At 71.5% G+C, this 23,233-nt stretch carries 27 protein-coding genes and 5 tRNA genes; 7 read left to right on the forward strand and 25 right to left on the reverse strand.

The annotated features are described in order from the left end of the window. Positions 1-111: 111 nt before the first annotated feature. From mutM to PV364_RS11570, 10 genes are all read right to left on the reverse strand, one after another. The gene (gene mutM, locus PV364_RS11525) at positions 112-993 is read right to left on the reverse strand and encodes a bifunctional DNA-formamidopyrimidine glycosylase/DNA-(apurinic or apyrimidinic site) lyase (protein ID WP_319659745.1); all 882 of its coding nucleotides are present in this window, start codon (positions 991-993) and stop codon (positions 112-114) included. Between the two features lie 86 nt (positions 994-1,079). Beyond that, positions 1,080-1,826 (reverse strand): ribonuclease III, encoded by a 747-nt coding sequence (gene rnc, locus PV364_RS11530; RefSeq protein WP_319659746.1) that lies wholly within the window; start codon positions 1,824-1,826, stop codon positions 1,080-1,082. A 19-nt stretch (positions 1,827-1,845) separates the two neighbouring features. Next, positions 1,846-2,019, reverse strand: a complete 174-nt coding sequence (gene rpmF / locus PV364_RS11535) for a 50S ribosomal protein L32 (RefSeq protein WP_026251550.1) — start codon at positions 2,017-2,019, stop codon at positions 1,846-1,848. Positions 2,020-2,021: 2 nt separating this feature from the next. Then, on the reverse strand, positions 2,022-2,648 hold the full coding sequence (locus tag PV364_RS11540) for a DUF177 domain-containing protein (protein ID WP_319659747.1): 627 nt from the start codon (positions 2,646-2,648) through the stop codon (positions 2,022-2,024). A gap of 92 nt (positions 2,649-2,740) precedes the next feature. Then, the gene (locus tag PV364_RS11545) at positions 2,741-3,823 is read right to left on the reverse strand and encodes an ATP synthase F0 subunit B (RefSeq protein ID WP_319659748.1); all 1,083 of its coding nucleotides are present in this window, start codon (positions 3,821-3,823) and stop codon (positions 2,741-2,743) included. 10 nt (positions 3,824-3,833) lie between these two features. Next, positions 3,834-4,313: a pantetheine-phosphate adenylyltransferase gene (coaD, locus tag PV364_RS11550; protein ID WP_319660046.1), complete on the reverse strand. Its 480-nt coding sequence runs from the start codon at positions 4,311-4,313 to the stop codon at positions 3,834-3,836. Between the two features lie 35 nt (positions 4,314-4,348). Then, on the reverse strand, positions 4,349-4,930 hold the full coding sequence (gene rsmD / locus PV364_RS11555; RefSeq protein WP_319659749.1) for a 16S rRNA (guanine(966)-N(2))-methyltransferase RsmD: 582 nt from the start codon (positions 4,928-4,930) through the stop codon (positions 4,349-4,351). 69 nt (positions 4,931-4,999) lie between these two features. Further along, positions 5,000-5,533, reverse strand: a complete 534-nt coding sequence (locus tag PV364_RS11560; RefSeq protein ID WP_319659750.1) for a hypothetical protein — start codon at positions 5,531-5,533, stop codon at positions 5,000-5,002. Between the two features lie 95 nt (positions 5,534-5,628). Beyond that, on the reverse strand, positions 5,629-7,818 hold the full coding sequence (recG, locus tag PV364_RS11565; RefSeq protein ID WP_319659751.1) for an ATP-dependent DNA helicase RecG: 2,190 nt from the start codon (positions 7,816-7,818) through the stop codon (positions 5,629-5,631). Positions 7,819-8,356: 538 nt separating this feature from the next. After that, the gene (locus PV364_RS11570) at positions 8,357-10,012 is read right to left on the reverse strand and encodes a DAK2 domain-containing protein (protein WP_319659752.1); all 1,656 of its coding nucleotides are present in this window, start codon (positions 10,010-10,012) and stop codon (positions 8,357-8,359) included. A gap of 279 nt (positions 10,013-10,291) precedes the next feature. On the opposite strand from PV364_RS11570, the gene rpmB reads away from it, so the two are divergent. Further along, complete coding sequence (gene rpmB / locus PV364_RS11575) at positions 10,292-10,477, forward strand: 50S ribosomal protein L28 (RefSeq protein WP_014628431.1); 186 nt, start codon at positions 10,292-10,294, stop codon at positions 10,475-10,477. Positions 10,478-10,575: 98 nt separating this feature from the next. On the opposite strand, the gene thiD is transcribed toward rpmB, so the two are convergent. Together thiD and PV364_RS11585 are read right to left on the reverse strand one after the other, a co-directional pair. Continuing rightward, positions 10,576-11,367 carry a bifunctional hydroxymethylpyrimidine kinase/phosphomethylpyrimidine kinase gene (gene thiD, locus PV364_RS11580; RefSeq protein WP_319659753.1) on the reverse strand — a complete coding sequence of 264 codons (792 nt, stop codon included), beginning with the start codon at positions 11,365-11,367 and terminating at the stop codon, positions 10,576-10,578. Between the two features lie 22 nt (positions 11,368-11,389). After that, positions 11,390-12,349, reverse strand: coding sequence for a thiamine-phosphate kinase (locus PV364_RS11585; RefSeq protein WP_319659754.1), 960 nt, complete (start codon positions 12,347-12,349; stop codon positions 11,390-11,392). A gap of 161 nt (positions 12,350-12,510) precedes the next feature. Here PV364_RS11585 and PV364_RS11590 point away from each other — a divergent pair, with 161 nt between their 5' ends. Both PV364_RS11590 and PV364_RS11595 read left to right on the forward strand, forming a co-directional pair. Next, complete coding sequence (locus PV364_RS11590) at positions 12,511-12,744, forward strand: Lrp/AsnC family transcriptional regulator (protein ID WP_319659755.1); 234 nt, start codon at positions 12,511-12,513, stop codon at positions 12,742-12,744. Between the two features lie 53 nt (positions 12,745-12,797). Next, positions 12,798-13,262, forward strand: a complete 465-nt coding sequence (locus PV364_RS11595) for a DUF3515 domain-containing protein (RefSeq protein ID WP_319659756.1) — start codon at positions 12,798-12,800, stop codon at positions 13,260-13,262. Between the two features lie 19 nt (positions 13,263-13,281). Here the strand turns inward: PV364_RS11595 and PV364_RS11600 are convergent, their stop codons facing one another. The 3 genes from PV364_RS11600 to PV364_RS11610 are packed head-to-tail and all read right to left on the reverse strand — an operon-like array spanning position 13,282 to position 16,169. Next, positions 13,282-14,418: a D-alanine--D-alanine ligase family protein gene (locus tag PV364_RS11600; protein WP_319659757.1), complete on the reverse strand. Its 1,137-nt coding sequence runs from the start codon at positions 14,416-14,418 to the stop codon at positions 13,282-13,284. Positions 14,419-14,445: 27 nt separating this feature from the next. Continuing rightward, entirely contained in the window at positions 14,446-15,447 is a 1,002-nt protein-coding gene (locus PV364_RS11605; RefSeq protein ID WP_319659758.1) for an NAD(P)H-dependent glycerol-3-phosphate dehydrogenase, read from the reverse strand. After that, positions 15,444-16,169: a lysophospholipid acyltransferase family protein gene (locus tag PV364_RS11610; protein WP_319659759.1), complete on the reverse strand. Its 726-nt coding sequence runs from the start codon at positions 16,167-16,169 to the stop codon at positions 15,444-15,446. Before PV364_RS11610 ends, PV364_RS11605 begins: the two co-directional genes overlap by 4 nt. A gap of 176 nt (positions 16,170-16,345) precedes the next feature. On the opposite strand from PV364_RS11610, the gene cofC reads away from it, so the two are divergent. Both cofC and PV364_RS11620 read left to right on the forward strand, forming a co-directional pair. Next, positions 16,346-17,008: a 2-phospho-L-lactate guanylyltransferase gene (gene cofC / locus PV364_RS11615; RefSeq protein ID WP_319659760.1), complete on the forward strand. Its 663-nt coding sequence runs from the start codon at positions 16,346-16,348 to the stop codon at positions 17,006-17,008. 48 nt (positions 17,009-17,056) lie between these two features. Further along, complete coding sequence (locus tag PV364_RS11620) at positions 17,057-17,275, forward strand: hypothetical protein (RefSeq protein ID WP_319659761.1); 219 nt, start codon at positions 17,057-17,059, stop codon at positions 17,273-17,275. Between the two features lie 103 nt (positions 17,276-17,378). Here the strand turns inward: PV364_RS11620 and PV364_RS11625 are convergent, their stop codons facing one another. The 4 genes from PV364_RS11625 to leuC form a co-directional block, all read right to left on the reverse strand. Next, positions 17,379-17,984, reverse strand: a complete 606-nt coding sequence (locus PV364_RS11625) for an HU family DNA-binding protein (protein ID WP_319659762.1) — start codon at positions 17,982-17,984, stop codon at positions 17,379-17,381. A 123-nt stretch (positions 17,985-18,107) separates the two neighbouring features. Beyond that, a complete protein-coding gene (locus tag PV364_RS11630; RefSeq protein WP_319659763.1) occupies positions 18,108-18,341 on the reverse strand; it encodes a hypothetical protein in 234 nt (77 codons plus the stop codon). A 110-nt stretch (positions 18,342-18,451) separates the two neighbouring features. Then, entirely contained in the window at positions 18,452-19,045 is a 594-nt protein-coding gene (leuD, locus tag PV364_RS11635; protein ID WP_319659764.1) for a 3-isopropylmalate dehydratase small subunit, read from the reverse strand. Positions 19,046-19,050: 5 nt separating this feature from the next. Continuing rightward, the gene (gene leuC, locus PV364_RS11640; protein ID WP_319659765.1) at positions 19,051-20,472 is read right to left on the reverse strand and encodes a 3-isopropylmalate dehydratase large subunit; all 1,422 of its coding nucleotides are present in this window, start codon (positions 20,470-20,472) and stop codon (positions 19,051-19,053) included. 160 nt (positions 20,473-20,632) lie between these two features. Between leuC and ndgR the strand changes: the two genes are divergently transcribed. Continuing rightward, a complete protein-coding gene (gene ndgR / locus PV364_RS11645; protein ID WP_319659766.1) occupies positions 20,633-21,349 on the forward strand; it encodes an IclR family transcriptional regulator NdgR in 717 nt (238 codons plus the stop codon). Positions 21,350-21,374: 25 nt separating this feature from the next. Here ndgR and PV364_RS11650 read toward each other — a convergent pair whose 3' ends face one another. Then, complete coding sequence (locus PV364_RS11650; RefSeq protein ID WP_319659767.1) at positions 21,375-21,866, reverse strand: DUF4188 domain-containing protein; 492 nt, start codon at positions 21,864-21,866, stop codon at positions 21,375-21,377. A gap of 132 nt (positions 21,867-21,998) precedes the next feature. Between PV364_RS11650 and PV364_RS11655 the strand changes: the two genes are divergently transcribed. Next, positions 21,999-22,643 (forward strand): MerR family transcriptional regulator, encoded by a 645-nt coding sequence (locus PV364_RS11655; protein ID WP_319659768.1) that lies wholly within the window; start codon positions 21,999-22,001, stop codon positions 22,641-22,643. 100 nt (positions 22,644-22,743) lie between these two features. On the opposite strand, the gene PV364_RS11660 is transcribed toward PV364_RS11655, so the two are convergent. The 5 genes from PV364_RS11660 to PV364_RS11680 all read right to left on the reverse strand — a co-directional run bounded on the left by PV364_RS11660 (position 22,744) and on the right by PV364_RS11680 (position 23,178). Continuing rightward, positions 22,744-22,816: transfer RNA gene (locus PV364_RS11660), tRNA-Glu, on the reverse strand. A 16-nt stretch (positions 22,817-22,832) separates the two neighbouring features. Then, positions 22,833-22,904 (reverse strand) — tRNA-Gln (locus tag PV364_RS11665). Positions 22,905-22,916: 12 nt separating this feature from the next. Next, positions 22,917-22,989, reverse strand: a tRNA-Glu gene (locus PV364_RS11670). A gap of 27 nt (positions 22,990-23,016) precedes the next feature. Continuing rightward, positions 23,017-23,089 (reverse strand) — tRNA-Glu (locus tag PV364_RS11675). A 17-nt stretch (positions 23,090-23,106) separates the two neighbouring features. Continuing rightward, positions 23,107-23,178, reverse strand: a tRNA-Gln gene (locus PV364_RS11680). Positions 23,179-23,233 lie beyond the last annotated feature (55 nt).

Below are 23,233 nucleotides of genomic sequence, written 5' to 3' on the forward strand. Positions count from 1 at the left end.
TTCTTCGGCTACTGGGCGCCGCTCGCCGTCAGGAGTCGCGTCCGGGCCGCCCGGCGTTCGCGCTGACCCCGGGAAGCGCGAACCAGGGGCTCAGCGCGTGGCGCGGCGCGGCTAGGACGCGCGGGCGGTCGCGGGGCGCGGTGGCCGCTGGCAGCGCGGGCAGAAGTAGCTCGAACGGTTCATCCACGGCCGGCGGCGGATCGGCGTGCCGCAGCGGCGGCAGGGCTCGTCCTCGCGGCCGTACGCGTCCAGGGAGCGGTCGAAGTAGCCGGACTCCCCGTTGACGTTGACGTACAGGCTGTCGAAACTCGTGCCGCCGGCCGCCAGGGCGTCGCTCATCACCTCGCGGATGTGGGTGAGCAGCTCGTCGGTCAGCGGCCGGGTGAGGGTGGCGGTGGGGCGCTCGTAGTGCAGCTTCGTGCGCCACAGCGCCTCGTCGGCATAGATGTTGCCGACGCCGCTGATCAGGGACTGGTCCAGCAGCGCGCGCTTGATCGTGGTGCGGCGACGGCGCAGCGCGGCGTGGAAGGCGGCGTCGTCGAAGGCGGGGTCGAGCGGGTCGCGGGCGATGTGCGACAGCGGTACGGGCAGCCCGTCCGGGTCGCCGGGGACCGCTTCGTGCAGGGACAGGCCGCCGAAGGTGCGCTGGTCGACGAAGCGCAGTTCGGTGCCCAGGGCGTCGTCGAAGCCCACGCGGATGCGCAGGTGCGTCTCGGCCGGCGCGTCCTCCGGCCGGACGAGCAGCTGCCCGCTCATGCCGAGGTGGCCGAGGAGCGTGAGCGAGGAGTCCTCCAGCGGCAGCCAGAGGTACTTGCCGCGGCGCCGCGCCGGGCCGAGGGTCGCACCCTTCAGCCGGGCCGCGAAGTCCTCGGCCCCGGCGAGGTGCCGGCGGACGGCGCGCGGATGCAGGACCTCCGCGTCGGCGACGGTGCGGCCGCTGACCCAGCGCTCCATACCGCGCCGCACCACCTCGACCTCGGGCAGCTCGGGCACGGTGGGTGCTCCTCTCGCGGGTTCGGCGGAAAACCGTGAGGGCCCGCCCGGACGGCCTGGGGCCGGCCGGGCGGGCCCGACGGTGTTCAGTTCACGGCAGCCGTGTCGCCGTCCCGCTTGGCGCGGATCGCACGCCACGCGGCCTCGGCGGCCTGCTGCTCGGCTTCCTTCTTGCTGCGGCCGGTGCCGGTGCCGTACTCGACACCACCGACGCGGGCGGCAGCCGTGAAGGTCTTCTCGTGGTCGGGTCCGGTCTCGGTGACCACGTACTCGGGGACGCCGAGGCCCTCGCCCGCGGTCAGTTCCTGGAGGCTGGTCTTCCAGTCCAGGCCCGCACCGAGGTTGGAGGACTTCTCGATCAGTGGATCGAAGAGCCGGTGCACCAGCTCGGACGCGGCGTCCAGACCCTGGTCCAGATAGACCGCCCCGATCACCGCCTCCAGTGTGTCCGCCAGAATCGATGCCTTGTCCCTGCCGCCCGTGCCCTCCTCGCCCCGGCCCAGGCGGATGAAGCTGCCCAGGTCCAGACCGCGGCTCACATCGGCGAGCGCGCGCGAGTTGACCACCGCGGCCCGCAGCTTCGCGAGCGTGCCCTCCGGGAGATCCGGGTGGCCGCGGTAGAGGGTGTCGGTGACCACCAGGCCGAGCACCGAGTCCCCGAGGAACTCCAGCCGCTCGTTGGTGGGCAGACCGCCGTTCTCGTACGCGTACGAGCGGTGGGTCAGCGCACGTACCAGAAGGGCGGGTTCGAGTGTGTACCCGAGCCGCCCTTCCAGAACCGCGGGGGACGAGGCTGCCTTACCGGCGTCTGTCGACGTTGTTCCGTCCGACATGAGGCCCCTCACCCGCCGATCAGACCTCGAGGACCTGACGACGGTTGTAGGTGCCGCAGCTCGGGCACGCGATGTGCTGCTGCTTCGGCTCGTGGCAACGCTCGCACGCCACCAGGCTCACGGGCGCAGCCTTCCACTGCGAACGGCGGTGGCGCGTGTTGCTGCGCGACATCTTCCGCTTCGGAACAGCCACGGCTACTTCTCCTGGTTCTCGTCGGCGCCCTCGTCGGCACCGCTCAGCTGAATGTTCTGCAGGGCCGCCCAACGGATGTCGGTGGCCTCGTGACGGTGGTCCGGGTCGTCCGCCAGCCGTGCCCCGCACTCGGAGCACAGACCGGGACAGTCGTCCTGGCACACCGGCTGCAGCGGCAGTTCGAGAACCACCGCGTCCCGCAGCACGGGCTCGAGGTCGAACAGGTCGCCCTCGAGGAGGTGAGTGTCCTCCTCCTCCGCGTCGTCACCGGCGTCGGCGGCACCGTGGTGCCCACCGGTCCGGGTGTCGGCGTCGGGGTAGGAGTACAGCTCCTGGAATTCCGTGTCGAGCTCACGCTCGACCGGCTCCAGACACCTTACGCACTCCCCCGAGAGCGGTGCGCGGGCGGTGCCCGTGACGAGCACCCCCTCCATCACCGACTCCAGGCGGAGGTCCAGCGTGATCTCTGCGCCCTCGCGGACGCCGATGACCTCGATGCCGAGATCCTTCGGTGCCGGAACCGTGCGGGAGACCTTCTTCATCGCACCAGGACGACGGCCCAGCTCATGCGTGTCGAACACGAGCGGGTTGCGGTGGTCGAGGCGGGTGTTCAGAGCTCCTGCTTTCATCGGTTCGGTGCACGTTCGTCCGGAGGACGGGCGGGCACGCCAAAGCGCCGGGGATCACACGGCTGAGGGATCAGGATACCGGTCCCCCGGGCTCAGCCCAAACCGCGCTCCTGCTCCAGCTCCCGCAGGCGGTTCAGGTCGATCATGCTGGTGTCGAAGAAGCTGGTCTCGTCCAGCGCCGCGCCCTGGGGCTGCTGCGGGATGTACTGCTGCTGCTGCTCGTAGTCGCCCTGGGGCTGCTGCGGCTGCTGCCAGCCGTAGTTCGGGTCGTAGTACGCCTGCTGCTGCGGCTGGGCGGCGTAGGGGTCGGCGTACTGGGTCTGCTGCTGGTACGGGTCCGGCTGCTGTTGCTGCTGGTACGGATCGGGCTGCTGGTAGCCGTAGGCGGGCTGCTGGCCTGTGTTCGCGTCGTACTGGTACTCCCCGGGGACCGCGGGGGCGGCCAGGCCCGCCAGGTACTCGGCGTCGGACTGGCCGGGGTCGTGACCCTCGGAGTCGCCGGCGTCCTGGGACGCCATGTGGGCGCCCAGTTCGTCGATCGGGCGGTGGCCGGTGAGCTTCAGACGGCCGCGGCCGACCGCCTCCAGGGTCTTGCTCAGCACCGCCTCGAAGGCGCCCAGCTTGGCGTCCACGTAGTCGTCGGCGCGGCGGCGCAGCGTCTCGGGGTCGGCGCTGCGCTCGGGCGCGTCGTCCTCGTACGGGTAGCCGTTCTCGTCCAGCTCGGGGCCGTGGCCGTGGCCGAGCAGCTTCTCGCGTCCGCGGTCGACGGAGCCGATGGTCTTGGTGAGGACGACCTCGAAGTTGGCCAGCTTGCTGTCCACGTAGTCGTCGGCCTCGGCCCGGATCTCGGCGGCCTCGCGCTGCGCCTCGGTGACGATGCGCTCGGCCTCCTGCTGGGACCGGCGGGCGATCTCGGTGTCGGAGATCAGCGAGCCGCGTTCGGCGTGCGCGGCCTGGAGGATCCGGCCGGCCTCGGCGCGGGCCTCCTCGACCATCTGCTCCCGGCCGCCCAGCAGCTGCTGGGCCTGGGAGAGCGAGTCCGGCAGCGCGGCCCGCACGTCTTCGAGCATGGCGAGCAGCTCGGCACGGTTGACCACGCAGGAGGCCGACATCGGCATGGACCGGGCGGCCTCGACGGCGGCCACGATCTCATCGAGCTTCATCTGGACGTCCACGTCACAGACTCTACTGCCGCGCGAGCTTCTTCTTGAGGGCCTCCAGCACGACGGGGGGCAGCAAGTGGGCGACGTCACCGCCCCATTGCGCCACCTCCTTGACGAGGCTGGAGGACAGGAAGCTGTAGGTGGGGTTGGTGGGGACGAAGAGCGTCTCCACGCCGGACAGCCCGTTGTTCATCTGGGCCATCTGCAGCTCGTAGTCGAAGTCGCTGACCGCGCGCAGCCCCTTGACGATGGCGGGGATGTCACGCTGCTTGCAGAAGTCGACGAGCAGTCCGTGGAAGGCCTCGACCCGGACGTTCCCGTAGTCGGCGGTGACCTCCTCGATGAGGGCGATGCGCTCCTCGATCGAGAACAGGCCCTGCTTGGACTTGTTGATCATCACGGCCACATAGACCTCGTCATAGAGACGGGAGGCACGGGCGATGATGTCGAGGTGTCCATTGGTGACGGGGTCGAAGGACCCCGGACAGACGGCGCGGCGCAACGGTGACTCCTCGCTCTGAGGCTTCTGCGGTGGGTTCATGACGCGTCAGTGACGTCGGCGGCGCGACCGTACCAAAGCGTCCCTTCGCCGTAGCGGCGGGCCCGCAGCCCTCCGAAGCCCTCGGGCCAGCGGAATTCCCCGCCTCGGGTGCTCCGTTCCACGGTGGCGATCGCGTCTGCCCCGAGCCACCCCTGCGTACGGAGTGTGAGCAGAATCTCTCGCAGCTCGTCGTCGGTGACGGCGTACGGCGGGTCCAGGAAGACCACGTCGTACGGGTCCTGGGGGGCGGGTCCTGCGATCACCTTCTCGGCCTTGCCGGCCCGCACCTCGGCACCGGGCAGGCCGAGGGTGCGCACGTTGTCCCGGATGACGCGGGCGGCCCGCGGGTCGGCCTCGACCAGCAGGACGTGCTCGGCCCCGCGGGACAGCGCCTCCAGACCGACGGCGCCCGAACCGCCGTAGAGGTCGATCACCCGCGCGCCCGCCAGGGTGCCGCGCAGCGACTCCCAGGTGGAGAACAGCCCCTCCTTGGCCCGGTCCGAGGTGGGGCGGGTGCCGTTGCCCGGCGGTACGGCCAGGCGGCGGCCACCGGCGGCTCCGGCGATCACGCGGGTCATCAGCGGCTCATTCGTCTCGTGGGCGGGCGGAGCGGCACCCTGGGGCGCCGCTCCCCCACGATACGTAGGTCAGAGCCGGCCCTGCTCGCCCCCGGCGTCCGGCGCGGGCGAACCCACCAGTGCCGGCGAGGCGTAGCGCGACCAGGACAGGCAGCCGTCGGGCGGGCAGTACTCGGGGCGGCGCGGGTCGTGACCGAGTTCGCGCAGCTTCGTCCGCAGGGAGTCGGGGGTGCGGCCGAAGCGGGCGGCTATCCGGGCGACGGAATCGCCGTCGTGGAACCGGCGGAGCAGTTCCTCCTCGTGCTGCGGCACCCAGGGCGCGCCGTGCCCCGGGAACAGCTCCCGCAGCACGTCGCGGTCCGGGATGGGCTCGGCCACGTCGGCCACGAGGGCGAGCGCGCGCAGCGCGCGGTTGAGAGCGATGCGCAGGGACGGGACGTCGGCCAGCGGCAGGGCGAGCGTGCCGGAGGCGAGGAGGGTGTCCGGATCGTCCTCGGACCAGCCGGCCAGGGAGAGGGTCACGGTGCTGTCGTCGTCGCTGGAGAGCTCGATCCGGAAGACCTTCTCACCGAGCGGCAGTTCGTTGAGATGACGGAACGACATGAAATCAGCCCCCAAAGGTCCAACTACGCCGATTCCCGAGCGGATCGGCGCGGACTGTGTCCATTCTCCCAGGAGGGTCTGACACTGACGGCCCGTCAGCCCTTGTCGAGGTACTGCTCCCGGTCCGCGTCGACGAGGCTCTCCAGGGCGCTGCGCAGATCCGGTTGCCCGGTCAGCTCGGGGTCCTCGGCGACCAGCGCGACGGCCTCCTCGCGGGCGGCCTCGATCACGTCCTCGTCGTCGATGACGGTGAGCATCCGCAGCGAGGACCGGGTCCCGGACTGCGCCTGCCCGAGCACGTCGCCCTCCCGGCGCTGCTCCAGGTCGATCCGGGACAGTTCGAACCCGTCCAGCGTCCCGGCCACGGCGTCCAGCCGGGCCCGGGCCGGACTCGCCTCCGGCATCTCGCTCACCAGCAGGCACAGCCCCGGCGCCGAACCGCGGCCGACCCGGCCGCGCAACTGGTGCAGCTGCGAGACGCCGAAGCGGTCCGCGTCCATGATCACCATGGCGGTGGCGTTGGGGACGTTGACGCCGACCTCGATGACGGTGGTCGCGACGAGCACGTCCACCTCCCCCGCGGCGAAGCGGCGCATCACGTCGTCCTTGGCGTCGGGATGCATCCTGCCGTGCAGCACCTCCACCCGCAGGCCCGCCAGCGGACCCTTCACCAACTGCTCGGCGATCTCCAGTACCGCCAGCGGCGGCCGCCGCTCCGCCTCGTCCTCCGCGGACTTCTTCTTGGGATCGGGCTCCTCGTCGCCGATCCGCGGGCACACCACATACCCCTGGTGCCCGTTCTCGACCTCCTCGCGGACCCGCTCCCAGGCGCGCGACAGGAAGTGCGGCTTGTCCTTCGCCGGCACGACGTGCGTGGCGATCGGCGAACGGCCGGCCGGCAACTGGTCCAGCACGGAGGTCTCCAGATCGCCGAAGACCGTCATCGCGACCGTGCGCGGGATCGGCGTCGCCGTCATCACGAGCAGATGCGGCGGCTGCTTCGCCTTGCCCCGCAGCGCGTCGCGCTGCTCGACCCCGAAGCGGTGCTGCTCGTCGACGACGACCAGGCCCAGGTCGTGGAACTGCACCTTGTCCTCGATCAGCGCGTGCGTACCCACGACGACGCCGGCCTCTCCGGTCACCAGGTCCAGCAGCGCCTGACGGCGCGCGGCGGCCCCCATGGAACCGGTCAGCAGCACCACCTTCGTGCCCAGCTCGGAACCGCCCAGCAGACCGGCCTCGGCGAGGTCGCCCATCATCTCCGTGATCGACCTGTGGTGCTGCTGGGCCAGCACCTCCGTCGGCGCCAGCATCGCGGCCTGACCGCCCGCGTCCACCACCCCGAGCATCGCGCGCAACGCCACCATCGTCTTGCCCGAGCCGACCTCGCCCTGCAGCAGCCGGTGCATCGGGTGGTCCGTCGCCAGATCCGCGAAGATCTCGGCCGAGACGGACTCCTGGCCCTCGGTGAGCGTGAACGGCAGCCGCGCGTCGAACGCCTTCAGCAGCCCGTCCTGCGCCGGCACGCGCGGCACGGCCGGCAACGCCGACTCCGCGGCCCGGCGCCGCGCGAGCGCCACCTGCAGCACGAACGCCTCGTCCCACTTCAGGCGGTCCTTGGCGACGGCGATGTCGGCCTTCGTCCGCGGCCGGTGGATCTTCTCCAGCGCCTCGGGCAACCCCACCAGCCCGCGCGACCCGCGCAGCGCCTCCGGCAGCGGCTCCCCCGTCCCGGCCCACCGCGTCGCCCCCAGCGAGGTCAGCACCGTGTCCACGGTCTTCGCGATCGTCCACGAGTTGACCTGCTTGCACGCCGGATAGATCGGCATCAGCCGGCCCGCGAACGCGTCCACGGCCTCCTTGCCCTCCTCGGCGTCCAGCAACTGGTACTCCGGGTGCGCCAACTGCAGCGCCCGGTTGAAGACCGACACCTTGCCGGCGAACATGCCGCGCCGGCCCGGGAGCAGGTCCTGCTCCGGCTTGAACACCCCCCGGCCGAAGAACACCAGCGTCAACGAGCCACTGCCGTCGGTGACGACCACCTCCAGCCGGGCCTTGCCCGGGCCGTAGGTCTTCTTCGTCGCCTTCGCCACGCGCGCGACGACCGTCACGTGCTCGTCGAGCGGAAGGTCCGACAGGCGCGTCAGCTCACCGCGCTCGGCGTAGCGGCGGGGGTAGTGGTGCAGCAGGTCTCCGACGGTGTGCAGGTCGAGGTGGTCGGCGAAGACCTTCGCGGTGCGGCCGCCGACGGATTTGGTGAGCGGTTCGTCAAGGGGAGCAGACATCGCGTCCATCTTTGCGCACGGCGCGCGCCGCGCCTGCCGTCCGGGCCGGGTTTTTCCCCCGCCCACCCTCCCGATTACCCGGCGCGGTAAGTGCGGGCTCCGCTTTGTGCGTGGTGGGGGTCGGTGCCGCGCCGGGGTCCTCCCCCAGCTACCGCTGGGAGGTACCCCCACGGGGCTCGCGGTTTGGCCCAACATTGTCCGGCATCGGGCCACGCGGTCTCCGCTCGTCCCCTGCGGGCGAACCCCGCCACACCCCCTCCCGGGTCGGATGGGCGACTCACGGCCGGTGGGAGTGCTGTTGGCCGTGACGGCTACGCCCTTCGTGAACGAGACCTGAGGGGGCGGGGTCGTAGGGGTGGGCGTTCTGGACACTGGAGCATATTTGGGTGCACCACCCCGGTGCGCAATTTCAGGGTCCTTAAGGCACCGAGATGTGCTGTCCAGAATGGCCAACCCCGGAGGCCCCGCACCCGACCCCCCAACAACGCGCGTCGGGGCGCGTGACTTCACAGGGCACACGGGCGGGAGGGCGGGGGAACTACTCGACGCCGATCAGGAGCGGGCACCGCTCCTGCCCCCCGGCATACACCACCGTGTCCACCGCCAGGTGACTCTCCCGGACATGCGCCTCGAGCCGCCCCGCGAGACCGGCCGGCGCGCCGGCCCCCAGCACGAGGGTGACCATCTCCCCACCCGCCGCCAGCATCCGGTCGAGCACGGTGATCCCGGTCTCCACGAGGTTCCCGCCGATGATGGCGACGTCGCCGTCGATGAGGCCGAGGACGTCCCCGGCCTGGCAGACGCCCGCCATCGTCCAGGACCGCGTCTCCGCGACGGCGAGTTCGGCGTAGCGCGTGGCGCCGGCCGCGGACGTCATCGCCACGACGTCCTCGTCGAACCGCCGCGACGGCTCGTGGACGGCGAGGGCGGCGATGCCCTGGACCGCGGACCGCGTGGGGATGAGGGCGACCCGCACCCCCTCGGTGCGGGCCTGTTCGGCCGCGGCCCCGGCCGCGTGCCGCAGTTCGACGTCGTTGGGCAGGAGCACGACCTCGCGGGCGTACGCGCGGCGGATGGCCTCCGCGATCTCGCCGCTGGCGGGCGGCTCCCCGGGCCGGACGGCGATGACCACGGCGCCCGCCTCGGCGCACAGCGCGGCGAGGCCGTCGCCGCGCACGACGGCGACGACGGCGCGCAGGGCGGGTTCCCCGCGCTGCCCGCGGCGGCCGCGCTCGTGGGCCCGGGCCTGGTCGCCGAAGTGGGTGACCTTGATGCGGTGCGGCCGTCCGGCCTCGATCCCGGCCTCGATGGCGGCGCCGACGTCGTCGACGTGCACATGGACGTTCCACAGGCCGTCGCCGCCGACGACCACCAGGGAGTCGCCGAGCCCGTCGAGCCTGCGGCGCAGACCGTCGACGGCCGTGTCCGGCGCGTCCAGGAGGTAGACCACCTCGAAGCCGGGGCCGCCGGGCACGACGTGCGGGTCGCCCGTGTCGCCGCCGGGCGCGCAGCCGAAGGGCAGGGCGGGGCCCTTGGGGAGGGCGTCGACCAGCGGGCCCATGGGGGCCTGTCCGGAGACCGCGTCGGCGAGGGCTCCCAGGACGGCCACCAGTCCCCGGCCGCCGGCGTCGACCACGCCGGCGTTCCCGAGGACGTCCAACTGCGCCGGGGTGGCGGCGAGCGCGCGGCGCGCGCCCTCGTACGCGGCCCGTGCCACCGCCCAGGCGTCGGCGGCGGCGTCCGCCGTGGCAGCTGCGGCCTCGGCCGCGGCGGTCGCCACGGTGAGCATCGTGCCCTCGACGGGATGGGCGACCGCCTGGTACGCGGACTCCGCGGCACGGCGCAGCGCGGGCCGCAGGTCCCCGGAGCCGGACGCCAGCACTTCGGTCATGCCGCGCAGCAGTTGGGCGAGGATCGTGCCGGAGTTGCCGCGGGCCCCGATGAGGGCGCCGTGCGCCATGGAGCGCAGGCACGAGGAGAGGTCGGGCTCGGTGCCGGAGGCGGCGTGCCCGTCGAAGACCGCGTCGACGGCCTGGGCGGCGGATTCGACGGTGAGGTACATGTTGGTGCCGGTGTCCCCGTCGGCGACGGGGTAGACGTTGATCGCGTCGATCTCCTCGCGCGCCCGGCCGAGTGCCTGGAGGGCGAGCCGGCACCATGCGCGCACCGCGGGGGCGTCGAGCGTCGGCGGCACGTGTTCCTCCTGCGGGGGGGGGGGCGGCCAGGGACCTGGGGCAGAGGCAGGGTTCCGCACGCAGCGTACTGAGGCGCGGGACCCGGCGGGGGATCGGGCCGTCCCGCTGACCATGGTAGTTTCGAGGGACAGGAGCGGACGTAGTATGCTGCTCCGGTTGCCCGGGGCTGTCCCGGGCCGTCCCTCGGTACCACCGGTTTTCCTTCAAATGCTTTTGAACGGACGTCCGACACCGGTGGGATCTATCCGTTAGTGCATCTGAAGTCTTTGGAGTGACCCGTGGCTGCCAACTGCGACGTCTGCGGCAAGGGGCCGGGCTTCGGCAACAACATTTCGCACTCGCACCGCCGTACTCGCCGTCGTTGGAACCCCAACATCCAGACGGTGCGTGCTGTGGTCGGGCGGACGCCGAAGCGCCTCAACGTCTGCACCTCGTGCATCAAGGCCGGCAAGGTCGCGCGCTGACGCATTCGACGTCGTAGCGCAGCCTTGCGGCTACTCGAAGCCGGTCCACCTCAGGGTGGACCGGCTTTCTGCTGTGTCCCGGTACCCCGCGGGGCGGTTCAGCCGCGCTGCCGCCACGCGTGGTCGACCGGCCCGATGCCCGTGCCCAGGGGGAAGCCGGCGGCGATGGCGCCGGTGACGTACTCCTTGGCGGCGCCAACCGCGTCCGGGACGTCGAGGCCGCGGGCGAGGTAGGAGGCCACCGCGGCGGCCAGCGTGCATCCGGTGCCGTGGGTGTGACGGTTGTCATGGCGGGGGGCGCGCAGCCAGTGCTCATCGGTGCCGTCGGTGAGCAGGTCCACGGCATCGCCGTCCAGGTGGCCGCCCTTGATCAGCGCCCAGCGCGGGCCGAGGGCGAGGACCGCGGCGGCGGCCTCGCGCAGCGCGGACTCGCCGTCCACCACGACGCCGGTGAGTTGCCGCACCTCGTCCAGGTTCGGGGTGGCGACGGTGGCCAGGGGCAGCAGCCGGGTGCGGACGACGTCGACGGCGTCGGCGGCCAGCAGCGGATCACCGTGCTTGGAGACGCCGACCGGGTCGACGACCACGGGAACCCCGAGCGGGGCCAGCAGTTCGGCGACGGTCGCGACCAGCGCGGGCGAGGAGAGCATGCCGGTCTTGACGGCCTGCACGCCGATGTCGTCGACGACGCTGCGGAACTGGGCGCGCACCGCGTCCACCGGCAGTTCCCAGGCGCCCTGCACACCGAGCGAGTTCTGCGCCGTGACGGCCGTGATCACGCTCATGCCGTGCGTCCCGAGGGCCAGCATCGTCTTGAGGTCGGCCTGGATGCCCGCGCCACCGCCGGAGTCGGAGCCGGCGACGGTGAGCACACGCGGTGGGATCGTCATACGGCGAATCTAGTCGCCGCCCTCACTCGTCGCCGAAGTGGTCCCATCCGCCCGCCGACTCCCAGGGCGCGCCGTCGACGGTGACCTGCGGGGAGGTGGTGGCCTTCACCACGCGTCCGATCACCCGCCAGCGGGCGGGCAGCTTGGCGTCCGGCGGGAAGGCGGCGACGAGGGCGTGGTCCTCGCCGCCGGTGAGCACCCAGTGCAGCGGGTCGATGCCGACGGCCTGCCCGATGTCGGCCATCTGGGCCGGGACGTCGACATCGGCGGAGGTCAGGTCGATGGTGACGCCGCTGGCCGCGGCGATGTGCCCGAGGTCGGCGACCAGTCCGTCGCTGACGTCGGTCATCGCGGTCGCGCCGAGTTCGGAGGCGGCCGGCCCGGCGTGGTACGGCGGTTCGGGCCGGCGGTGGGCCTCGACGAAGGCGCGCGGGGAGCGGAAGCCGCGGGCGAGCACGGCGAGTCCGGCCGCGGACCAGCCGAGCCAGCCGGTGACGGCCACGATGTCGCCGGGCCGGGCGCCGGACCGGGTGACCGGTTCGCGGTTGCGCAAGTCGCCGAGCGCGGTGATGGAGACCATGATCGTGTCGCCGCGCACGACGTCGCCGCCGACCACGGCGGCGCCCGCCACCTGGCACTCGTCGCGGATGCCGTCCATCAGCTCCAGCGGCCAGGTGACCGCGAGGTCCGCCGGGACGACGAGGGCGAGCAGCACGGCGGTCGGCACGGCGCCCATGGCGGCGATGTCGGCGAGGTTCTGCGCGGCGGCCTTGCGGCCGACGTCGTAGGCGGTGGACCAGTCACGGCGGAAGTGCCGCCCCTCCACGAGCGCGTCGGTGGTGGCCACGACGCGCCGGTCCGGCGCGGTGACGACGGCGGCGTCGTCACCCGGTCCGAGTCGTACGGCGGGACTGGAGGTGAGCCGCGAGGTCAACTCCCTGATGAGCCCGAACTCCCCCAGCTCGCCCACGGTGCCCTTCATCCCACTGTCCCCTTCACCTGGCCGGTCCTGTCTCTGTTCCGTCATCGCTTCCGTGGCGGCTTTCGGGCGTCCGGTACCGCGCGGGTCTCCCCGCGGTGTGCGGCGACGCGGTACCGTGACGTTCCCTCCCACATGATCCTCGTAGCCGCCCTGGAGGTTCCGTGGTACAGGCGTACATTCTGATCCAGACCGAGGTCGGGAAGGCCTCGGCAGTAGCGGAGGTGATCTCCAAGATTTCCGGGGTGATCCAGGCCGAGGACGTCACCGGGCCGTACGACGTGATCGTGCGCGCCCAGGCGGAGACGGTCGACGACCTCGGTCGTCTCGTGGTGGCGAGAGTGCAGCAGGTGGAGGGCATCACCCGCACACTGACCTGCCCGGTCGTCCACCTCTGACCCCCCTGTAGGCTCGGCGGGTGATGATTCGCCGCCGAGTCGCGCTTGTCTCCGTGTCCGCCGTCGCGTGCTTTTCCGCGGCGGCGGTCTACGTGTCCGCCGACGGGGGGCCGGCGAGCGGGATCGCGGTCCCGTCACCCTCCGCCGAGGCCGCCACGCTGTGCGGCCGCCTCCACGACGCGTTGCCGGACCGGGTGGACGGGCTGTCCGAGCGGTCCCTGTCCCCCGTCTCCACCCTCACCGCCGGTTGGGGGGATCCTACGGTGGTACTGCGCTGCGGTGTGCCCCGGCCCGCGACACTCACGCCGGGCAGCACGACGTACAACCCCACCGCGGACGCGGTGGACGTCAACGGCGTCAGCTGGCTCATGGAGCAGACCGGCGACGGCTACCGCTTCACGACCACCGGGCGCGCGGCGTTCGTCGAGGTGAGCGTCCCGGCGAAGTACGCACCCGAGGTCAACCCGCTGGCCGACCTCGGGAACGCCGTCGAGACGTCCATCCCCTCCGAACTCTGAGGTCCCGGGGCTTTCCGGGTCAGCGCAGTCCGGTAGGACGGCGCAGGGCCGCCTGGATGAGCCGGTCCACGAGCTCCGGGTAGTCGACCCCGCTCTCCCGCCACATACGCGGGTACATGGAGATCGGCGTGAAGCCCGGCATGGTGTTGATCTCGTTGATCACGAACTCGCCGCTGTCCAGCAGGAAGAAGTCCGCGCGGACCAGGCCCTCGCACGACGCCGCCTCGAACGCGGCCACGGCGAGCCGCTGGACCTCGGCGGTCTGCTCGGCGGTGAGCGGCGCGGGCACCAGACCCTCGGCGGAGTCGATGTACTTCGCCTCGAAGTCGTAGAAGTCGTGCGCGGTGACCGGCGGGATCTCGGCCGGCACCGAGGCGCGCGGGCCGTCCTCGAACTCCAGGACCCCGCATTCGATCTCACGGCCCCGCAGCAGCGACTCCACGAGCACCTTGGGGTCGTGGCGGCGGGCCTCCTCGATCGCCTCGTCCAGGCCCGCGAGGTCGTCGACCTTGCTGATGCCCATGGAGGAGCCGGCGCGGGCGGGCTTCACGAAGACCGGCCACCCGTGGTCGGCGGCGAACTCCACGACCTTGCGGCGGGCGGCCGCGGGGTCGTTCTCCCACTCGCGCGGCCGGATCACGGCGTACGGACCGACCGGCAGGCCGAAGGAGGTGAAGACGCGCTTCATGTACTCCTTGTCCATGCCGACGGCCGAGGCCAGCACACCCGAGCCGACGTAGGGCACACCCGACAGTTCCAGCAGCCCCTGGAGGGTGCCGTCCTCGCCGTACGGGCCGTGCAGCACGGGGAAGACGACGTCGACGTCGCCGAGCGCCTTGGGCACCGAGCCGGGTTCGCTGTAGACGACCTCGCGGCTGGCCGGGTCGACCGGCAGGACCACCGAGCCCTCCTCGGACTCGGCGAGCTGCGCGACGCTCGGCAGCGTGCGGTCGGAGATCGCCATCCGGGAGGGGTCGTCGGCGGTCAGCGCCCAACGTCCGTCGCTGGTGATGCCGATCGGCAGCACGTCGTACTTGTCGCGGTCGACGGCGCTCAGCACGGCGCCCGCGGTGAGGACCGAGATGGCGTGCTCGGAACTGCGTCCACCGAAGACGACCGCGACGCGCGGCTTGCGTGAAGAAGGCTGAATGCTCATGTCGCGTTGACCTTACCGTTCCGGACGTCAGCGTTCCGACTTGGCGGAACGCGACATCAGCTCCTTGACCGCGACGACCGGCTGCTTGCCGTTGTGGACGATGTCGACCACGGTCTCGGTGATGGGCATGTCCACACCGTGCCGGCGTGCCAGGTCGAGCACCGACTCGCAGGACTTGACGCCCTCGGCGGTCTGCCGGGTGACCGCGATCGTCTCCTCCAGCGTCATGCCCCTGCCGAGGTTGAAGCCGAAGGTGTGGTTGCGGGACAGCGGGGAGGAGCAGGTGGCGACCAGGTCTCCGAGGCCCGCCAGGCCCGAGAAGGTCAGCGGGTCGGCGCCGAGCGCGATGCCGAGCCGGGTCGTCTCGGCCAGACCGCGGGTGATCAGCGAACCCTTGGTGTTGTCCCCCAGCCCCATGCCGTCGGCGATGCCGACCGCGAGGCCGATGACGTTCTTGACGGCGCCGCCCAGTTCGCAGCCGACCACGTCGGTGTTGGTGTACGGGCGGAAGTACGTGGTGTGGCTGGCGGCCTGCAGCCGCTTGGCGACGGCCTCGTCGCGGCAGGCGACCACCGAGGCGGCGGGCTGCCGGGCGGCGATCTCCTTGGCCAGGTTGGGGCCGGACAGCACGGCGACGCGTTCCGGGCCGGCCTCGGCGACCTCCGAGATGACCTCGCTCATCCGCTTGGCGGTGCCGAGTTCGACGCCCTTCATCAGGCTGACCAGCACCGAGTCGGACGGCAGCAGCGACTGCCACGCGGCCAGGTTGCCGCGCAGCGTCTGCGACGGTACGGCGAGCACGACGAACTCGGCGTCCTGGGCGGCCTCCGCGGGGTCGGTGGTCGCCGTGATCGACGCCGGCAGCTCGACCCCGGGCAGATAGCCCGGGTTGGCGTGGGTGCTGTTGACGGCCTTGACCACCTCGGGGCTGCGCCCCCACATGGTCACCCGGGCACCGGCGTCGGCGAGCACCATCGCGAAGGCGGTGCCCCAGGAGCCGGTGCCGTAGACCGCGCAGCGCGTCGTCACTTGCTGGTTCCCCTCTGCTTGCGCGGGTCGAAGCGCTCGGACGGCGGGGTCGCGCCGCGCAGTTCTCCGAGCAGCTCGCTGATCGAGGCCATGATGACGTCCGTGGCCTCCTTGAGCACCTCGGCGGTCAGCTCCTGCCCGTAGTACGCGGACAGGTCCACCGGCGGGCCGGCCAGCACCTTGAGCGTCTTGCGCGGGAACAGGCGGACCTTGTTCTCCTTGGCGTAGGGGGGAACGGCCTCGTTGGCGCCCCACTGCGCGACCGGGATGACGGGCGCCTTGGTCATCAGCGCGACGCGGGCGACGCCGGTCTTGCCGACCATCGGCCACATCTCGGGGTCGCGGGTCAGCGTGCCCTCGGGGTAGAAGGCGACGCACTCGCCGGAGTTGATGGCGTCCACCGCGGACCGGAAGGCGTTGGCGGCGTCGGTGCTCTCCCGGTACACGGGGATCTGGCCGGTGCCGCGCAGTATCGCCCCGACGAACGCCGGCTTGAACAGCGGCGCCTTCGCCAGGAAGCGTGGGACCCGCCCGGTGTTGTACTGGAAATGCGCGTACGACAGCGGGTCGAGGTACGAGTTGTGGTTGACCGCGGTGATGAATCCGCCGTCGGCCGGAATGTGCTCCATTCCCTGCCAGTCCCGCTTGAAGAGGACGACGAGCGGCGGTTTCGCGATGACTGCTGCGAGCCGGTACCAGAAGCCGATTCTGCGGCGGGACACCAGAACTCCTCCTCGTTCCGCCGCCGACCCGGGATCACCGGATCGCGGCCGTGCTGTGGGACGGCGCACCGTCGTACGGCCGGTGCAGCCGCACAAGTGTCGCCGGTAAGCCACCGTAACGCCAGGGTGGAGCAGCGGTGGCGGTGGCCTCGGGAAACCCCGAGCACAATAGTTCGGTGTCGGTAGCAGTGAACTCGTCGAAATGGTCGCTCGTCGTTCCGCTGAAGCCCCTGGCCGAGGCCAAGAGCCGGCTCGCGACGGCCGCCGGGCCCGTGCGGCCCGGGCTGGCACTGGCTTTCGCCCAGGACACCGTGGCCGCGGTGCTGGCCTGCCCCGTGGTGCTGGACGTGACGGTCGTCACGGACGATCCCCTCGCCGGGACCGCGCTGACGGCGCTCGGTGCCCGGGTGGTACCGGACTCCCCCGCGGCGGGACTCAACGCCGCGCTGGCGTACGGCGCGGAACAGGTCCGCCGGCTGCGCCCGGAAGCCGCCGTGGCGGCCCTCAACGCCGATCTCCCGGCCTTGCGGCCCCCGGAGCTGGCGCTGGTGCTCGACACGGCCGCTCGGCGCCCTGGACGGGCATTTCTGGCCGACGCGGCCGGAATCGGCACCACGCTGCTCGCGGCCACGGCCGGGACGCCGCTCGATCCGGCCTTCGGCGGCGCCTCCAGGGCTCGTCACCGGGCGTCCGGCGCACGCGAGATCAGGCTGCCGGGCGTGGACTCCGTGCGCCAGGACGTGGATACGGGCGAGGACCTGAGGGCCGCCCTGGTCCTGGGCGTCGGACCGCGCACCCGTGAACTGCTGCGGGCCCAACCGGTGGCCGCACCGGGCTGAACCGGCGGCGGACGGGCCGGCGGCGAGCGGCCGGATAGGCTGCGACCCATGCAGGCGACCGCGTACACCTACGACCCCGAGACCCGCGCCGGCAGCGTGCTGCTGGACGACGGGACGCCGCTGCCCTTCGACGCGGCGGCGTTCGACGCCGGGGGGTTGCGGCTGCTGCGGCCCGGTCAGCGGGTCCGCATCCGCACGGAGGGCAGCGGCGAGGCGCGCCGGGTGGTCTTCGTGACGCTGCAGACCTTCGCCGACCCCGGGGCCTGAGACACCGGGCGACGGGGAGGGACCGGAGCGCCCCGGGACAACGCAGCGGGCCGGGCGCCCCCGAGGGGGTGCCCGGCCCGTCGCTGTGTCGGGTCGGTGACGGCTACCGCTTCGCGGTGCGCTTGGTGGCCGTCTTGCGGGCCGCCGACTTGGCGGGGGCCTTCTTCGCCGGCGCCGTCTTCTTGGCGGTGGCCTTCTTGGCGGTGGTCTTCTTGGTCGCCGTCTTCTTGGCCGTCGTCTTGGCGGCCGTGGTCTTCTTCGCGGTGGTCTTGGCCGCCGTGGTCTTCTTGGCGGCCGCCTTGGTGGTGGCCGCCTTCTTCGCCGTGGTCTTCTTGGCGGCGGCCTTCTTCGTGGTGGCCTTCGCGGTGACGCCGCCGGTCAGGCTGCCCTTGGGCGCCTTCTTGACGGAGACCTCGCCGGCCTTGGGGAGCTTCTTCGTCCCGCTCACCAGGTCCTTGAAGCCCTGGCCGGCGCGGAAGCGCGGCACGGAGGTCTTCTTGACCCGGACCCGCTCCCCGGTCTGCGGGTTGCGGGCGTAGCGGGCGGGACGCTCCACCCTCTCGAACGAACCGAAGCCGGTCACCGATACCCGGTCGCCGTTGACGGTCGCGCGGACGATGGCGTCCAGGACCGCGTCGACCGCCTCAGCGGCCTGCTGACGGCCGCCGAGCTTGTCGGCAATCGCTTCAACGAGCTGCGCCTTGTTCACGTCTTCCCCTTCGGAAACTTGCCCGGCGATGAGTTCGGGCCTTTTTCGCACGCTAGGCGGATATATACCGCAAATCAAATACGAAACGGGCGAATCACCCTTGTGCCGCAACGAACTCCGGGCTCAGGAAGGCTCTTGATCGGGGAATCGGCCTTCGTCGAGGTCCTTCATCAGATCCTCCAGACGCCTTGCCGCACCTGCGAGATCGTGCTTCGAGGCGGCGGTGATGACGAGGAGTTTCCGGGTCAACTGCACCCGGACTTCCTCCGGCACTTGCAGACCCGCCACACGGGTGTGGGCCTGCTTCAACCTGGCAGCGAGGAACGCGTACAGCTCGAGTTGGCCATCGTGTTCCATGTGCCGATTGTGTCATCTGCGGTGAGTTGTCACGAGGTGTGGAGCCGAACACGCCGCAGCGCCCCCCGCCCGGTGGGGGCGGGGGGCGCTGCGGGACGGGCGGAGAGGGCTCAGACCTGCAGGGTCTGCGGCTTGAAGGACGGACGCCTGGCCTCGTAGGCGGCGATGTCGGCCTCGTTCTGCAGGGTGAGGCTGATGTCGTCCAGGCCGTTCAGCAGCCGCCAGCGGGCGTTGTCGTCCAACTCGAAGGGCGCGGTGATCCCCTCGGCGCGGACCTCCCGGGTCTCGAGGTCCACGGTGATCTCGGCGGTCGGGTCGGCCTCGGTGAGCTCCCACAGGCGCTCGACCGTCTCCTGCGGCAGGATCACGGTGAGCAGGCCGTTCTTCAGCGAGTTGCCGCGGAAGATGTCGGCGAAGCGGGAGGAGATCACGGCCTTGAAGCCGTAGTTCTGCAGCGCCCACACGGCGTGCTCACGGGAGGAGCCGGTGCCGAAGTCGGGGCCGGCGACCAGGACGCTGGCGCCCCGGCGCTCGGGCCGGTTGAGGACGAACTCGGGGTCCTTGCGCCATGCCTCGAACAGGCCGTCCTCGAAGCCGTTGCGGGTGACCTTCTTCAGCCAGTGGGCCGGGATGATCTGGTCGGTATCGGTGTTGCTGCGGCGCAGCGGGACCGCCCGGCCGGTGTGCGTGGTGAAAGCTTCCATGGTTCTCAGGCCTCCAGGACGGCGACGCCGGGCAGGTCGGCGGGGGACGAGAGGTGGCCGTTGACCGCGGTGGCCGCGGCGACCTGGGGGGACACCAGGTGGGTGCGGCCGCCCTTGCCCTGCCGTCCCTCGAAGTTGCGGTTGGAGGTGGACGCGGAGCGCTCACCGGGCGCGAGTTGGTCGGGGTTCATACCCAGGCACATCGAGCAACCCGCGTGCCGCCATTCGGCGCCGGCCTCCTTGAAGACCTTGTCCAGGCCCTCCTCGACGGCCTGCAGCGCGACCCGGACCGAGCCGGGGACGACCAGCATCCGCACGCCGTCGGCCACCTTGCGGCCCTTGACGACCGATGCCGCCGAGCGCAGGTCCTCGATGCGGCCGTTGGTGCAGGAGCCGACGAAGACGGTGTCGACCTCGACCTGGCGCAGCGGCGTACCGGCCTCCAGGCCCATGTACTCCAGTGCCTTCTCGGCCGCCAGGCGGTCGCTGGGATCGGCGAAGGACGCCGGGTCCGGCACGGAGGCGCTCAGCGGGACACCCTGGCCGGGGTTGGTCCCCCAGGTGACGAACGGGGACAGTGCGGCGGCGTCGATGACGACCTCGTGGTCGAAGACGGCGTCCTCGTCGGTCCTCAGCGTCTCCCAGTAGGCGACCGCGGCGTCCCAGTCCTCGCCCTGCGGCGCGTGCGCACGGCCCTGCAGGTAGTCGAAGGTGGTGCGGTCCGGGGCGATCATGCCGGCCCGGGCGCCCGCCTCGATCGACATGTTGCAGATGGTCATCCGGGCCTCCATCGAGAGCCTCTCGATGGCCGAGCCGCGGTACTCGATGACATAGCCCTGGCCGCCGCCGGTACCGATCTTGGCGATGATCGCCAGGATCAGGTCCTTGGCCGTGACGCCCTCGGGCAGTTCGCCGTCGACGGTGATCGCCATGGTCTTGAACGGGGCCAGCGGCAGCGTCTGGGTGGCCAGTACGTGTTCGACCTGGCTGGTGCCGATGCCGAACGCCAGCGCGCCGAAAGCGCCGTGGGTGGAGGTGTGGCTGTCGCCGCAGACCACGGTCATGCCCGGCTGGGTCAGGCCCAGCTGCGGGCCGACCACGTGCACCACGCCCTGCTCGACGTCGCCCAGCGGGTGCAGCCGCACCCCGAACTCCGCGCAGTTCTTGCGCAGCGTCTCCAGCTGCGTGCGCGAGACCGGATCGGCGATCGGCTTGTCGATGTCGAGGGTCGGGGTGTTGTGGTCCTCGGTGGCGATGGTGAGGTCCAGCCGGCGCACCGGGCGCCCGTTCATCCGCAGCCCGTCGAATGCCTGCGGGCTGGTGACCTCGTGGAGCAGATGCAGGTCGATGAAGAGGAGGTCGGGCTCGCCTTCGGCGCGCCGTACGACGTGATCCTCCCAGACCTTTTCCGCGAGTGTCCTGGCCATCGCATTCCCTCCGACCGGCCGCGCTGCCGGCCTGTTCGTCGTTGCCGTGCGCCTCCGTCCCCAGGTGAGGGATGCGGCGCTCCGGCCTGTCCATCCAGCGTGCCGCGTTCACGGGAAAATTGAACTTGCGTTTCACAGAGTGAGACGGGAGTATCGTTGCATGGACAACAGTAGTGGCGTCGGCGTTCTCGACAAGGCGGCTCTGGTGCTCAGCGCGCTGGAGTCCGGCCCGGCCACCCTGGCCGGACTCGTGGGCGCCACGGGTCTCGCCCGCCCCACCGCGCACCGTCTCGCCGTCGCACTGGAGCACCACCGCATGGTCGCCCGCGACATGCAGGGACGCTTCATCCTGGGCCCCCGTCTCTCCGAACTCGCCGCCGCGGCGGGCGAGGACCGCCTGCTGGCCACCGCCGGCCCGGTGCTCACGCACCTGCGGGACGTGACCGGCGAGAGCGCGCAGCTCTACCGGCGCCAGGGCGACATGCGCATCTGCGTCGCCGCCGCGGAGCGGCTGTCCGGACTGCGAGACACCGTGCCCGTCGGCTCGACGCTGCCGATGAAGGCGGGCTCCGCCGCCCAGATCCTCATGGCCTGGGAGGAGCCGGAACGGCTGCACCGGGGCCTGCAGGGAGCCCGATTCACCGCCACCGCGCTCTCCGGCGTGCGCCGCAGGGGCTGGGCGCAGTCGATCGGCGAACGCGAACCGGGTGTGGCCTCCGTCTCCGCCCCGGTGCGCGGTCCGTCGAACCGCGTCGTGGCGGCGGTCTCCGTCTCCGGCCCGATCGAGCGGCTGACCCGGCACCCCGGCCGCATGCACGCGCAGGCCGTCGTGGACGCCGCGGGCCGGCTGTCCGAGGCGCTGCGCCGCAGCAGCTGAAGCGCGGGGGCGCCCCGAGCGACCGCTACCCCTCGGCGGCCGCCAGCCGCTCGGCCGCCGACTCGCCACGGCGGCCCACCGGGACGACACCGGTCGCGGCGCCGAGCCCGAAGGCGGGCATGTCGACGTACACCGACTCGTAGGAACCCGCGGGTACGGCGTACGTCTCGTGCCATATGCCCACTCGCCCCTTGCCGGCCCGCGCGCGGCGGTTGAACTCCGCCCACGCGGGCCGGTGCTGCTTGTCCTGCTGCGAGGCGTAGGCGATGAGCTGCTCCTTGGTCGACCAGTACTGCACGACGTAGAACAACCGGGGCGAGCCGAGCAGCAGGCGGTAGCCGAGGAATCCGCCGCCCTTGTCCTGCGACAGCTCGCGCAGCATGCGCGGCATCGCCATGAAGGCCGGCAGCCACTCGCGCAGCGCCCGCAGGCGGTTGATCCGCATCCCGATGTGGAAGACGACGATCTCACCCTCGGCGGCCGCGGTGTTGCGGCCCGGAATCAGCTGTACGGACATGACGCTCCCCCATCACCCATGACGGACACCCGGCACGCGCCGGCCGGGCTCCCTGCTCGACATGGACAGCATTGGATAGTGCCGCTATCCATGATTGGATAGTGCCACTATCCAGTGGAGGGCGCAAGAGGAATGCGACTGGCGGAACTGAGCGAGCGCAGCGGCGTGCCGACGGCAACGATCAAGTACTACCTGCGCGAGAACCTGCTGCCACCCGGCCGTCGCGTCACGGCCACCCAGGCCGAGTACGGCGAGGAGCATCTGCGCCGGCTCCGCTTCGTGCGGGCCCTGATCCAGGTCGGCAGGGTCCCCGTCGCCACCGCCCGCGAGGTGCTCGCCGCGGTCGAGGACGAGTCGCTCAACCAGCACATGCGTCTGGGCGCCGCCACGTTCGCGCTGCCGCACGGCCCGGAGCCCGACGAGGACGACCCGGCGACCGCCACCGCCCGTCGCGAAGTGGACCTGTTGATGTCCGGGCTCGGGTGGAGTCACGGAAGCGAGAGGCGCGGCCCCTCCCCCGCGTACCGGATGCTCGTCGCCGCGGTCGCCACCCTCACCCGCCTCGGATACCCCAGCGGGGCACGGCACTTGGAGCCCTACGCCCGCCTCGCCGCCCAACAGGCCGTCCACGACCTGGATCTGGTCGAGCTCTACGACACCCCGCTCGAACAGGCCGCCGCCGCCGTGACGCTGACCGTGCTCTACGAGCCGGTGCTGCTGAGCCTGCGCCGGCTCGCCGAGGCCGAGGAGTCCTTGCGGCGCTTCGGAGTTGAGTGACGCGACAGGCCGCGAAGCGCCCGGGCGGAGGGCGACGCGGAGCAACGGCGGGGAAGAACGAAAGAGGCCCCCCGCCGGAGCGGGGGGCCTCTTCCCGATGTACCCCCGACCGGATTCGAACCGGCGCTACCGCCTTGAGAGGGCGGCGTGCTAGGCCGCTACACAACGGGGGCAAGTCAGAGAACTACGCTGGGGTACCAGGACTCGAACCTAGACTAAATGAACCAGAATCACTCGTGCTGCCAATTACACCATACCCCATGGTGTGTCAAGTACCCCCGACCGGATTCGAACCGGCGCTACCGCCTTGAGAGGGCGGCGTGCTAGGCCGCTACACAACGGGGGCCCTAGCGATCCCTGCGAGAGAGATCAGTACCCCCGACCGGATTCGAACCGGCGCTACTGCCTTGAGAGGGCAGCGTGCTAGGCCGCTACACAACGGGGGCTCTGCAGAAATACTGCGCTGGGGTACCAGGACTCGAACCTAGACTAACTGAACCAGAATCAGTCGTGCTGCCAATTACACCATACCCCACCAAAACACAACCCCCCGCAGGGGGTGTTGTCTGGCGTGCGCTCCGGACCGGCTT

This window comes from Streptomyces sp. MI02-7b, from assembly GCF_033793585.1.
Taxonomy (GTDB): Bacteria; Actinomycetota; Actinomycetes; order Streptomycetales; family Streptomycetaceae; genus Actinacidiphila.

Excerpts from the sequence above, each read along its gene's own strand:
- recG (WP_319659751.1), bottom strand. The coding sequence starts at position 7,818 with ATGTCTGCTCCCCTTGACGAACCGCTCACCAAATCCGTCGGCGGCCGC.
- PV364_RS11620 (WP_319659761.1), top strand. The coding sequence starts at position 17,057 with ATGCAGGCGACCGCGTACACCTACGACCCCGAGACCCGCGCCGGCAGC.
- PV364_RS11600 (WP_319659757.1), bottom strand. The coding sequence starts at position 14,418 with ATGAGCATTCAGCCTTCTTCACGCAAGCCGCGCGTCGCGGTCGTCTTC.
- PV364_RS11585 (WP_319659754.1), bottom strand. The coding sequence starts at position 12,349 with ATGAAGGGCACCGTGGGCGAGCTGGGGGAGTTCGGGCTCATCAGGGAG.
- PV364_RS11560 (WP_319659750.1), bottom strand. The coding sequence starts at position 5,533 with ATGTCGTTCCGTCATCTCAACGAACTGCCGCTCGGTGAGAAGGTCTTC.
- PV364_RS11540 (WP_319659747.1), bottom strand. The coding sequence starts at position 2,648 with ATGAAAGCAGGAGCTCTGAACACCCGCCTCGACCACCGCAACCCGCTC.
- thiD (WP_319659753.1), bottom strand. The coding sequence starts at position 11,367 with ATGACGATCCCACCGCGTGTGCTCACCGTCGCCGGCTCCGACTCCGGC.
- ndgR (WP_319659766.1), top strand. The coding sequence starts at position 20,633 with ATGGACAACAGTAGTGGCGTCGGCGTTCTCGACAAGGCGGCTCTGGTG.
- rsmD (WP_319659749.1), bottom strand. The coding sequence starts at position 4,930 with ATGACCCGCGTGATCGCCGGAGCCGCCGGTGGCCGCCGCCTGGCCGTA.
- PV364_RS11655 (WP_319659768.1), top strand. The coding sequence starts at position 21,999 with ATGCGACTGGCGGAACTGAGCGAGCGCAGCGGCGTGCCGACGGCAACG.
- PV364_RS11630 (WP_319659763.1), bottom strand. The coding sequence starts at position 18,341 with ATGGAACACGATGGCCAACTCGAGCTGTACGCGTTCCTCGCTGCCAGG.
- leuD (WP_319659764.1), bottom strand. The coding sequence starts at position 19,045 with ATGGAAGCTTTCACCACGCACACCGGCCGGGCGGTCCCGCTGCGCCGC.
- leuC (WP_319659765.1), bottom strand. The coding sequence starts at position 20,472 with ATGGCCAGGACACTCGCGGAAAAGGTCTGGGAGGATCACGTCGTACGG.
- PV364_RS11650 (WP_319659767.1), bottom strand. The coding sequence starts at position 21,866 with ATGTCCGTACAGCTGATTCCGGGCCGCAACACCGCGGCCGCCGAGGGT.
- rnc (WP_319659746.1), bottom strand. The coding sequence starts at position 1,826 with ATGTCGGACGGAACAACGTCGACAGACGCCGGTAAGGCAGCCTCGTCC.